This window comes from Vibrio atlanticus, from assembly GCF_024347315.1.
GTDB lineage: Bacteria > Pseudomonadota > Gammaproteobacteria > Enterobacterales > Vibrionaceae > Vibrio > Vibrio atlanticus.
On the sequence record NZ_AP025460.1, the window covers coordinates 980,104 to 992,050 of the forward strand.

Genomic DNA, 11,947 nt, shown 5'->3' on the forward strand with positions numbered 1-11,947 from the left:
GAATGAACAAGAAGATTTTATTCATTCCATTGATTGCGTTCATGGTTCTAGCTGGAATCTTTGCGACTCAATTGATGCGTAACCAGTCGGGTGATGACCCGACTAAACTTGAATCTGTATTGATTGGTAAGCCAGTACCTGAGTTCGGTTTAGAAGACTTAGAGCAACCGGGTAAGTTTCATGATCAAGCTATCTTTAAAGGAGAGCCACTGCTTCTTAATGTGTGGGCGACTTGGTGTCCTACTTGTTATGCAGAGCACTCTTACTTGAATAAGTTAGCGGGTCAAGGCGTTAAGATTATTGGCCTTAACTACAAAGATGATCGCAATAAAGCGGTAGGTTGGTTAAAAGAGCTGGGCAATCCATACTTGATCAGCTTATTCGATGGTAACGGCATGCTAGGTCTTGACCTTGGTGTGTATGGCGCTCCAGAGACTTTCCTCATTGATGCTAACGGCGTAGTTCGTTACCGCCATGTGGGTGACGTGAACCCAACTAACTGGGCATCGACGCTTGAGCCGATGTACCAAGAGTTGTTGGAGGAAGCGAAATGATTAAGAAGACACTGATTGCTCTATTCGCTACATTTGCTATTTCGGCGACTGTTTCTGCTGCGCCTATCGAATTTCATGAATTTGATACCGTTGATCAAGAGCAGCAGTTCAAAGAGCTAAGCAACACGCTGCGTTGTCCTAAATGTCAGAACAACACCATTGGTGATTCGAACGCAGAGCTTGCGGTTGATTTACGCCAAAAAGTGTATGAAATGACAAAAGATGGCAAGTCGAAGCAAGACATCATTGATTATATGATTGCTCGCTACGGTAACTTTGTTACTTACAACCCACCACTCACATTAGCTACATCAATCCTTTGGGTTGGTCCGTTTGCGGTAGTCGTGTTTGGTTTCGGTTTGATCATTTTACGAAGCCGAAAGTCAAAGTCGAAAGCAGTAGAGTCAGATAAAGACTGGGATGCAGACAAAGAAGCTCGTTTAAAAGCGTTACTCGATGAAGAGAACGACGGAGATAAGAAGTAATGACTCTATTTTGGATTTCTACCATTATCCTTTCGCTAGCAGCAATTTTCTTAATTGTTCTGCCCTTCATAAATAAGAAGGCGAACAATGATGAAATGCTTCGCGACGAGTTGAACAAAGCATTCTATAAAGATCGTCTCGTTGAGCTCGAAGTAGAAGCAGAAGAAGGCCTTGTTGATAACCAACAAGAGCTGATCGCTGATTTGAAACAGTCTCTACTTGATGATGTACCTGCGCAGAAAGAGATGAAGAAGACCCAAATCTCAACATTGGGCGTCGTAGTACCATCTATTGTCCTAGTCGTGGTTGTTACATATGGTATGTACTTTCAGTTTGGTGCTCTGGATAAAGTCCAACACTGGCAAGAAGTGAGTTCAAACCTTCCTGAGTTGTCTAAAAAGCTAATGTCATCGGAAGGTGGTGCATTAACGGATGATGAACTAGAAGATTTGACTCTGGCACTTCGTACTCGTCTGCACTATCAACCAAAAGATTCGACAGGTTGGTTACTATTAGGTCGTATTGCATTGGCTAACCGCGACGCGGAAACTGCGAAAGATTCGATGCAAAGAGCTTACAAGCTTGAGCCAAAGAATGAAGATGTTCAGCTAGGTTATGCACAAGCATTGATGCTTTCACCTGATGATGCGGATCAAAACCAAGCTCGTTTAATTTTGAGCCGTTTGATTCAAAACGACTATGTTGATCTTCGTGTGTTCTCGTTGCTAGCGTTTGATGCGTTTGAGCGTCAAGACTACCCAGGTGCTGTTAAGTACTGGAGCATCATGCAACAGATGATTGGTCCACAAGACAGTCGCTATGAAATGTTATCGCGCAGTATCGAAAGTGCACAGAAGAAAATGGGCAAGGCTATGGGCGTTGACCAAGGTAAAACTGTTGCTGTAACGCTTGAGTTATCTAGTGATGTAAATGCTGCCCCTAGTTCAGTGTTAGTTGTATCAGTGCATAGAGCAGACGGCTCACCAATGCCGATTGCTGCGGCTCGTTATCCGCTAGGAACTTTTCCTCGTACTGTCGTTCTTGATGATGGCAACAGCATGTTGGAAGGACAGAAACTGTCCAGCCTTGAAACTCTAATGGTTAGAGCTAGGCTTGATACAGATGGTAACGTTTCAACTCGAGACGGTGATTGGTACGGTGAAAGTGAAGTGGTTGAACTGGGTGCCCCAGTTACCATTGATATCAATAAGCAATATTAATCATTACTTTGCATAGGTGTTAGCTATTCCGATTTATTAAAAAACGGTATAGACTTACGCAACCAATTGAGGCCAGCGATTGCTGGCCTTTTTTATTATTCCTTATGGAAAAGGTGATATGTCTATCAGTGTTTTAAGACTTTCGAGTTTACTCTTCATCGCAAGCTTAACGGTAGGTTGTTCGAGCGTACCAGATGAAAGCAATGGCGGTGATAACCTCGAAACCTCTGAATATGTCGAAGAGTCCCATCCGAACGACCCTTTCGAAGGTTTCAACCGAGCGATGTGGGATATCAACTACGAGTATCTCGACCCTTATTTGGTTCGACCTGTTTCTCTTGCCTATGTTGACTATACCCCTGTACCAATTCGCTCTGGTATTTCCAATTTTTTAGCCAACTTAGATGAGCCATCAAGTATGCTCAACAATCTCATTATGGGGAATGGTGGGAAAGCGCTTGATCATTTCAATCGTTTTTGGATTAACTCTACCTTTGGTCTTCTTGGTCTGATTGATATTGCTAGCGAAGCGGGGATCACCAAATATGACGAAAAGTCGTTTTCTGATGCGATTGGTCATTATGGAGTAGGGAATGGGCCGTACTTTATGGTGCCGGGTTATGGTCCTATTACGACTCGTGAAGTGACGGAGCAAGTGGATAGTCTGTATGTACCTTTATCATTAATTAGCTTCTGGGCGAGCCTCGGAAAGTGGGCGTTCGAAGGCATGGAAACTCGTGCTCAGTTAGTTTCTCAAGAAGCTCTGTTGGATGACTCGCCAGATCCATATGCTCTGACTCGTGAAGTTTACATTCAGCGTCGTGACTTTAAAGCCGAAATCGAACCGGAAGAAGTCGATCTGGAAGAAGAAGATTTCATTGACGGATACCTAGAAGATTACTAGATATAAGATTTTGAACAACTGATAAAAGAAAGGCTCGATGTTGAAAATAACATCGAGCCTTTTTTATATTTGCTACTTTAGATTATGTAACCAGATTAGAAACGGTAGTTAGCTTGGATACCTACTAGCCAAACATTACCAGTCGTTGTGCCGATAAATTGACCGCCAACAGCTTCGGCTGCATCGTCAGATGCGTAACCACGAGATTCTGTGATTGGAGCATCTTTAGCAATGATGTAAGTAAAGCCAGCATCCAATGAAAGCTGTTCAGACCATTGGTAACCAGCACCAACACTTAACCATGTGCGATCAGTTTCTGGAATAGTGATAGTACGGTTTTTGTCGCTAACTGCAGAAGTATCGTAAGCTACACCAGTACGTAGTGCTAGTTTTGGGTCAACTTGGTAAGTTGCACCTAAAGCAAGGCGGTAGTTATCTTCCCAGTTTTCAACTTTAACTGTATGGCTGCCATATGTGTTCAGTTCTGCTTGAAGCTTCTCGAAAGAGCTCCAATCAGTCCAGTTGAAACTAGCGTGAACTGCCAATGCTTTTGTTAGTTGATGGAAACTTGCAAGTTCTGCTGTTGCAGGAAGTGCTAACATCATATGGCCGTTGTCACGTTGACCTGGTGTCATGCCAAAACCAATGCCTTCTGCGTGACCTTCTAATTTTAGTTCAACCTCAGACTTGTAAGCAAAACCGATGCGGTGGTCTTCGTTGATCTGCCACGCTGTACCTACTTGCCAACCCCAAGCTGTATCATCGCCTTCCATATATTTCAATGTAGTACCAGCAGGAACGGAGATTGGCATTTTATTTGAGTCTAGTGCGACTGCGTTTTTTGCTGGTGCTGTTGCGCCAAAGCTACCTTCACCCATAACGTAACGAATGCCACCACCAATGCTAACTTGCTCAACAATTTGGTAAGCAAAGTTTAGGTTAGCTTCTTTAGTGATTACGCTTGCTTCGTTACCGAAATGAGAAGCATTGAAATCATCTCCTAGATTAGTTTCCATGCCGTAGTTTGTGCCAAATGCAAAACCGACAGCGAACTTTTCATTATAACGGTGAGAAATGTAAAGATTCGGGATAATAGCGTCATCTGCGAAATCGTTTGAAGATGCTTGGCTTGTACCTATAGCAGGGTGAGCGTGGTTTACTTCACCTTTAACATCAATGTTAGGGTTAACGTAGATACCACCCACAGAAACCTGTGTGCCTTCTAGGTAAGTCAGCATAGCAGGGTTACGCCATTGCGCGTCTGCACCGTCAGCCATTGCAGCTTCACCAGCGTATGCACGGCCTAAGCCTGTTGCTGAGTATTCTGCTAGTTGAAAACCGGCCGCTTGAGTTACGGTAGAAGTCGAAAGTAGTCCAACTGCCACTGCAGCAGATAGAAGAGTCTTATTCATTTTCATTATTATGTTCGCTGAATCATAAGTATTTAGTGGCGTGATTCTACGTTTAGAGTTATTACTTTAAAAATGAAATTCGAATAAAACAGTGTTTTAGGGATTTAATGACAAAATGTGACTAATTACTAGGTAAATAGTCTGAATGTTTCGGCTGTGTTGCGAAAGTTGAGCGTACACCTGTAGGCGTATTTTGCCTTTGCAGGCTACAGGTGTAAGCCTAAATCGATGTCAGTCAGTGGTTTAGGCAACAAAAAAGGGTCGCGTAATGCGACCCTTTGGGATAGTTAACTTCGATTATATTAGAAGCTACTAGAAGCTACGGCTGTACTGAAGGCCTAGTAGGATTGCATCAGCATGTGTCGTCGCTGTTAATGGTGTCTTTGAAGAATTTTCTGAAACTTTCACATCGTCACCTAACAAGTATGTAAAGCCGAAGTCTACATTTGAAGCGGTGTCAATGTGGTAAGTGAAACCAGCAGAGAACCACTGACGGTCAGAATCTGGTACAGAAATAGACGTCAGTTCGTCTTGTGCACTGGTGTCATACATGTAACCGGTACGTAGTGTCCATGTATCGTTTAGGTAGTAGGTACCACCAATTGCGTAGTGCCAGCCATCTTGCCATTTGTATTCTTTATTGTAAGCACCTTTGATCGCACCTTGAGATAGGTTTTGGAATTCGATCTGGTCGAAGTCACCCCAACCGATCCACTGTACAGAGTAGTGAACTGCGAATTTAGTATCTTCAATTTTATGGAAACCAGAGAATTCAGCGATGTCTGGTAGTGGTAGCGTGATCTCTTGGCCTTTGTCATCTTTAGCGGTGATTTCAGGGCTATAACGGTACGCTAGACCAAAACGGTTGTTTTCATCTAATTCGTAAACGGTACCAACATTAAAACCAACAGCCCAGCCATCAGCTTTGTCTACATTTAATAAAGAGGTGCCTAGAGGAACCTTGCCAGCTTGCATGCCTACACCAGAGCTGCGTTTCATCGTGCCTTGACCATAAATGAGGTCTAAACCTGCACCGAAGCTCCATTGGTCGTTTAGTCGGTAAGAACCAGCAAGACCAAAGTTGATGCTCTTAACGTCTGTTAAGCCGCCGTATTCAGCTGCCGGGTAGTTGTCGTCAAACTCTGTTTTAGTACCGAAGTTTGAGTAGGCATTGATACCCCAAGCAAATTTATCATTTACCGGAACGATAAGGTGGATGTTAGGCGCGATTGACGTATCACCTACATCGTCAGTATCGCCTACTGGAACTGCACCACCAACGTAGTTAACGTCGCTGACTTCAATCATGGAAGTGATGCTTTCAAAACCAAGAGATAGCTCAGTTTTATCAAATAGTGCCATTGCTGCAGGGTTACGTGCCATTACTGACGCGTTATCTGCGATTACTGCATCACCAGCAAAAGCACGGCCGATGCCGGTTGCTGATTGTGCGTTAAGTTGGAAACCTGCTGCCATCGCTTGCGAAGACGCCAGTGTAATTGTTACTGCTAAAAGAGACTTTTTAAACAGACGCGTGTTGTTGGTAGTCATTCATTTATTCCTTTATATATCCGCCTCTACAGGGCGATTAATTTGAGCAATTGCTCAATGGTGGCTGATCCTATTCGGAAGTATACGATATACAAATCCGACCATTGGAAATTTTGAGGGTAAAATTATGGAAATGACGCCTATCTGGCACGAAAATGGAGAGAAATGCTGTTTTTTAGAGTTTTAACTCTAGAGGTATTGGCGTGGTGAATGGTTTTATGGATTTTTGATAAACAAAGCCCAGCAATATCAGTAGTATACTTGCTGGGCCTTTTGTTACGGGGCTTTGAGAGCAAATTAGCTCATTGGTTTGATCATTTTTGTCAGCTTTTCGGCGATGTTAGAGACATCCTCACCATCTTCCCCAACGAGGATCAAACTGCTGCCATCGATCGGTGTTACCGAGCCTGACATGCCTTTTTCATCAAAGTCGATAGACTTGTCAGTCGGAATGCCAGTTAAAAACAGCGTGACTTTGCCTTTTTCGCCTTGGAAAACCATGTGCATTGCGTTGGATTTGCCAAAACCACAGTGGTTCAGGTAATAGACGTGGTAAGGGAAGGCTTCATCAAACTGAAAAGCAAACGGGTTCATTTTTGCGTTGATTTGTTGAGATGATACATTTTCATCAAGTGCACTAACGAAGCTCTTTTCATCAACAACATGTTTCATTGCAGTATCCGCCAAGCTTGCTTGAGCTGGAGATACCAACGCGTTGCCCCAGTTGACTTGACCAACCAATAAACCTGCAACAAATGCCACAGAAGCAGCCATTGCCATCGCTCGTCGAGCAAACGTAGGCCTTACTACTTTGCTCTCTTCGCTTGAGGTCTGATTGAACAGGATACGATCTGCCAGATCGTCTGGTACATCCACATTCAATGCTGAATGGATCTGTTTATCAAGCGATAGTACATCGTCTAAGAAATTACTATTGGCTTCACTATTCGCTGCTGCATCAATAATGTCTTGTGTACGTTGCTTAGGTTCCGACAATACACGACGACGAAATTCCAAATCATCCATTATGTTGCCCCCTCTCTGCCTCTTCTGTATCCAGCATCTCTTTCAACTGATTTCGAGCTCTGAATAAACGTGTCATCACCGTATTTTTGTTAAGATCGAGAATATCGGCGATCTCATCACCACTAAAACCACCAATCACTTGTAAGAAGAGGGGTTCACGGTATTCGATTTCAAGTTTCATGATCTGCGCTTGCAACCATTGGTGTTGATGATGTGGGTCATCACTGATGCTAGCATCGTTACCATGATCGTCGATATCAACTAGATCAAATTGTTTGCGTTCAAAACGTCGAGCATTCTCGCGGCGCAAGATAGTAATCAGCCATGACTTTGCGGCTTTTTCATCTTGTAGGCTATCGAGTGACTTCCATGCACGAAGGCAAGTTTCTTGAACTAAATCTTCGGCAATGCTTTTGTCTTTGCATAGCCAATAGGCATAGCGAAAGAGGTCACGATGATAGGCGCGCACGAGTGCTTCGTATTTTCTTTGTTTGTCCATATCAGAGTTGACCGGACGCTTGGCTGTTTTCTTTCCAAACATTTTTATTATTGACACACGAGCCTCCATAATTGCTCTGCGTATAGCTGTCTTCTATACGTTGTGCTTCGTTATATATGCTGTTTCGTTTTTAGGGCTAACGTCGGCAGGAAGTCGTAAAATCACATTAAAATTGATCTACTTCAAAATTTAAGCCCTCGAAAACGCTATAGTACACCTTGTCGTCTAGTTAGTCATTCGTGGCTAGCATGTTGAGCAAGACGACACTTCCTTTTGAAGGCTGACTTTACTTTCTCCTAATCAGGAAACTGATTATTTCAATTGGCGTTAAGTTAATTGCTTTATATACATTCCGACCACACAGTTTTGTGTGGTTTTTTTTTGCCTCAATAAAACCATTCCTTACATAGCGATAACAGCTTTGCTTGCAATAGTTTAGTATCTTACGACAACCTTTCCCTCAAAAAGGTTCGCCTGAATGTTCAGTTAGATTTTCAAGCAGTGGGATACTCGTATCACGTTTATTTAAACGCCCGTTTGATTTAATTAACAACTTGTTTACAATGCTTCAGGTCAGACCTCTTAACCTTAAGGAGAAACCATGGGCAAACAGGAAGTCAAAACGCGTTCTGGAGAACGTGTTGCCGTTGTCGCTGGACTACGAACCCCATTCGCTCGTCAGAGCACAGAATTTAGCCAAGTGCCTGCGGTTGACCTAGGCAAAATGGTGGTGAACGAAATGCTTGCAAGAACTGATGTCGATCCTGCGCTTATCGAACAAGTCGTGTTCGGCCAAGTAGTGCAAATGCCAGAAGCACCGAACATTGCACGTGAAATCGTGCTGGGTACAGGTATGGACATTAATACTGATGCCTACAGTGTGACGCGAGCATGTGCGACTAGCTTCCAAGCTGCAGTCAACGTGACCGAGAGCATTATGGCTGGCACGATTGATGTTGGTATTGCGGGCGGCGCGGATTCTTCTTCTGTATTGCCAATCGGTGTTTCGAAAAAGTTAGCGGCGAACTTATTAGCACTGAGTAAAACGAAAACCATAGGTCAAAAACTGAAGATTCTTAAAACATTTTCAGTCAAAGATTTGATGCCAGTACCACCAGCAGTCGCAGAATACTCGACAGGTTTGTCTATGGGACAAACTGCTGAGCAGATGGCTAAGACACATGGTATTACTCGCGAAGCTCAAGATGCACTTGCTCACCGTTCTCACTCTTTGGCTTCTCAAGCATGGAAAGAAGGCAAGATTAAAGACGAAGTGATGACGGCATTCCCCGCGCCTTATAAAAAGTACCTAGCAGAAGACAACAACATTCGCCACGACTCGACGGTTGAAGGTTACGCTAAATTGCGCCCTGCATTCGACAGACAATACGGCAGTGTAACGGCAGCCAATGCCACGCCTCTCACCGATGGCGGTGCCGCAGTGATGTTGATGCGCGAAGGAAAAGCGAAAGAGCTAGGCTTAGAAGTGCTTGGTTACATTCGTGGTTACGCGTTCTCAGCGATTGGTGTTGAAACGGATATGCTGATGGGGCCGACGTACGCGACCTCTCAAGTATTGAAGAACACAGGACTAGAATTATCAGATCTAACACTTATCGAGATGCACGAAGCGTTTGCAGCTCAAGTTCTGGCTAACGTCAAAATGTTCGCAAGCGATGAATTTGCTCAGAAGAATCTTGGCCGTGACAAAGCGATCGGTGAGATTGATATGGAGAAATTCAACGTGTTGGGTAGCTCAATTGCTTACGGACACCCGTTTGCTGCGACTGGTGCACGCATGATGACTCAAACACTGCGTGAACTTAAACGTCGTGGTGGTGGCCTAGCATTGAATACTGCTTGTGCGGCTGGTGGCTTAGGTGCAGCAATGATCTTGGAGGTGGAATAATGTCTACGACTCTTGATGTGAAAAAAGAAAAGAAAGCAGTCAAAAAAACGGATTCAAAGCCAGTGACTGTATCTAAAAGTGACAAGACGGTTTCAAACGATGAAGCCGTAAAACTGGCGACCGCGTTTTCTTTAACTATCGATGACCAAGATATTGCATGGCTTGCGATCGATGTACCAAACGAAAAAATGAACACGCTACAAGCGGCGTTTGCCGAAGAAATGAAAGCAATCTTCGAGCAGTTGAAGGAAAAGCAAAGCCGAGTTAAAGGCTTAATCGTTCATTCATTGAAGCCAGATAATTTTATTGCTGGCGCTGATGTTCGAATGCTTGATGCCTGCAAAACGGCTGATGAAGCACAATCTCTCGCTCGTCAGGGGCAAGAGATGTTCCAAGCGCTTTCTGATTTGCCTTATCCTGTAGTCGCAGCGATTCACGGCCCATGTTTAGGTGGTGGCTTAGAGCTGGCACTATCGTGTGATTACCGCGTATGTACTGATTCAGATAAGACTCGCTTAGGTCTGCCAGAAGTTCAGCTTGGTCTGTTACCCGGCTCTGGTGGTACGCAACGTCTTCCTCGTCTTATCGGTTTACTGCCTTCTCTTGACCTTATTCTTACGGGTAAGCAACTGCGCGCTAAAAAAGCGAAATCGCTAGGTGTCGTGGATGCTTGTGTGCCAGAAACTATCTTGCTGGAAGTTGCTAAGAGCTTTGTTGAAAAGAACTCAGGCGGGAAAAAAGGTAAGCGCTTGGCGTCTAAAAGCCAAGCTTCGGCCAAAGAAAAACTAATTTCACGTACGGGTCTTGGTCGCAAGGTTATTTTTGAACAGGCTTCAAAGAAGACCAATCAGAAAACACGCGGCAATTACCCAGCCGCTGATGCGATTCTTGATGTGATTCGTTATGGCTTAGAGAACGGCTTTGATAAAGGTCTTCAGTACGAAGCGAAGCGTTTCTCTGAATTGGTGATGACCGCAGAATCCAAAGCCCTTCGTTCGATTTTCTTTGCAACGACTGAAATGAAAAAAGAGCACGGTGCGGACGCAGAACCAAAAGCGGTTAAGCGTGTTGGTGTATTGGGCGGTGGTCTTATGGGCGCTGGTATCAGCCACGTCAGTGTTGCTAAAGCGAAAGTCCCGGTTCGTATTAAAGATGTGTCTAATGAAGGTGTGCTCAATGCGCTTAACTACAACTACAAGTTGTTCGATAAGCAGCGTAAACGTCGTATTCTGAGCCGAGCTGGCCTTGAAAGTAAGATGCTTCAGCTTTCTGGTGGCATCGACTTTACAAGCTTTAACCATACTGATGTTGTGATTGAAGCGGTATTTGAAGATCTCGACCTTAAGCAATCAATGGTTGCAGACATTGAAGCCAATGCCAAGTCAGAGACTATCTTTGCGACCAACACATCTTCATTGCCAATCCACAAAATTGCAGAGAAGGCGCAGCGACCAGAAAACGTGGTCGGTCTTCACTACTTCAGCCCGGCAGAAAAAATGCCACTAGTAGAAGTCATCCCTCATGAAACAACGTCAGAAGAGACGATTTCGACGGTGGTTGCATTAGCGAAGAAGCAAGGTAAAACGCCGATTGTTGTTAAAGACACGGCAGGTTTCTACGTGAACCGTATCCTTGCTCCGTACATGAATGAAGCGGCGCATCTGTTATTGGCAAATGAGCCGATTGAAAAGCTCGACAGCACATTGTTGGATTTCGGTTTCCCGGTAGGCCCAATTACTTTGTTAGACGAGGTGGGTGTTGATATCGGTGCGAAGATCATCCCGATTCTGGTTAATGAATTAGGCGAGCGTTTCCAAGGTCCTGATGTGTTCGACATTCTTTTGAATGACAACCGTAAAGGCCGTAAGAGTGGCAAAGGTTTCTACACTTACAAAGGTAAAAAGAAGGAAGTCGATAAGTCAGTATACAAACTGCTTAAGCTGCAACCTGAACCTAAGTTAAGCGATAACGACATCGCAATGCGTTGTGTGTTACCGATGCTCAACGAAGCGGTTCGTTGTTTGGATGATGGCATTATCCGTAGCCCGCGAGATGGCGATATTGGTGCTATTTTCGGTATCGGCTTCCCGCCATTCCTAGGTGGTCCGTTCCGCTATATGGATCAAATTGGTATTAAGTCACTGGTAGAGATGATGAATGATTTCGCTAAAAAGTACGGTGATCGTTTCGCGCCATGTGATGGCCTACTGACACGTGCAGGGTTGGATGAGTCTTTCTACAAGTAACTCTTTCTATTAGTTACTTTCTAGCACTTTGATTATAAAGCCCGTATCAAGCAATTGATGCGGGCTTCATTTTTATGGGAGTATGCAAAAGAAGGAGATTCCCGATTCAGTCGTTCCTCCTTTTTTGGAATGACGATTGAG

At 44.2% G+C, this 11,947-nt stretch carries 10 protein-coding genes; 6 read left to right on the plus strand and 4 right to left on the minus strand.

Features of this window, described 5'->3' with window-relative positions:
- Positions 1 to 2: 2 nt before the first annotated feature.
- From OCV30_RS04570 to OCV30_RS04585, 4 genes are all read left to right on the plus strand, one after another.
- Complete coding sequence (locus OCV30_RS04570) at positions 3 to 554, plus strand: DsbE family thiol:disulfide interchange protein (RefSeq protein ID WP_009848522.1); 552 nt, start codon at positions 3 to 5, stop codon at positions 552 to 554.
- The gene (locus tag OCV30_RS04575) at positions 551 to 1,039 is read left to right on the plus strand and encodes a cytochrome c-type biogenesis protein (protein ID WP_009848521.1); all 489 of its coding nucleotides are present in this window, start codon (positions 551 to 553) and stop codon (positions 1,037 to 1,039) included. Before OCV30_RS04570 ends, OCV30_RS04575 begins: the two co-directional genes overlap by 4 nt.
- On the plus strand, positions 1,039 to 2,259 hold the full coding sequence (gene ccmI, locus OCV30_RS04580) for a c-type cytochrome biogenesis protein CcmI (protein WP_065678601.1): 1,221 nt from the start codon (positions 1,039 to 1,041) through the stop codon (positions 2,257 to 2,259). Before OCV30_RS04575 ends, ccmI begins: the two co-directional genes overlap by 1 nt.
- 118 nt (positions 2,260 to 2,377) lie before the next feature.
- Positions 2,378 to 3,163, plus strand: coding sequence for an MlaA family lipoprotein (locus tag OCV30_RS04585; RefSeq protein ID WP_065678602.1), 786 nt, complete (start codon positions 2,378 to 2,380; stop codon positions 3,161 to 3,163).
- Positions 3,164 to 3,258: 95 nt separating this feature from the next.
- On the opposite strand, the gene OCV30_RS04590 is transcribed toward OCV30_RS04585, so the two are convergent.
- The 4 genes from OCV30_RS04590 to OCV30_RS04605 all read right to left on the minus strand — a co-directional run bounded on the left by OCV30_RS04590 (position 3,259) and on the right by OCV30_RS04605 (position 7,693).
- Entirely contained in the window at positions 3,259 to 4,581 is a 1,323-nt protein-coding gene (locus tag OCV30_RS04590) for an outer membrane protein transport protein (RefSeq protein WP_017084529.1), read from the minus strand.
- A gap of 306 nt (positions 4,582 to 4,887) precedes the next feature.
- Positions 4,888 to 6,126 carry an outer membrane protein transport protein gene (locus tag OCV30_RS04595; protein WP_065678603.1) on the minus strand — a complete coding sequence of 413 codons (1,239 nt, stop codon included), beginning with the start codon at positions 6,124 to 6,126 and terminating at the stop codon, positions 4,888 to 4,890.
- 297 nt (positions 6,127 to 6,423) lie between these two features.
- Entirely contained in the window at positions 6,424 to 7,152 is a 729-nt protein-coding gene (locus tag OCV30_RS04600; RefSeq protein WP_065678604.1) for a DUF3379 domain-containing protein, read from the minus strand.
- Positions 7,145 to 7,693: a sigma-70 family RNA polymerase sigma factor gene (locus tag OCV30_RS04605; RefSeq protein WP_009848515.1), complete on the minus strand. Its 549-nt coding sequence runs from the start codon at positions 7,691 to 7,693 to the stop codon at positions 7,145 to 7,147. The genes OCV30_RS04600 and OCV30_RS04605 overlap by 8 nt, the downstream gene beginning before the upstream one ends.
- 559 nt (positions 7,694 to 8,252) lie before the next feature.
- Here OCV30_RS04605 and fadI point away from each other — a divergent pair.
- The gene (gene fadI, locus OCV30_RS04610; protein ID WP_065678605.1) at positions 8,253 to 9,560 is read left to right on the plus strand and encodes an acetyl-CoA C-acyltransferase FadI; all 1,308 of its coding nucleotides are present in this window, start codon (positions 8,253 to 8,255) and stop codon (positions 9,558 to 9,560) included.
- A complete protein-coding gene (gene fadJ / locus OCV30_RS04615; protein WP_065678606.1) occupies positions 9,560 to 11,806 on the plus strand; it encodes a fatty acid oxidation complex subunit alpha FadJ in 2,247 nt (748 codons plus the stop codon). Before fadI ends, fadJ begins: the two co-directional genes overlap by 1 nt.
- The last annotated feature ends 141 nt before the right edge of the window (positions 11,807 to 11,947 follow it).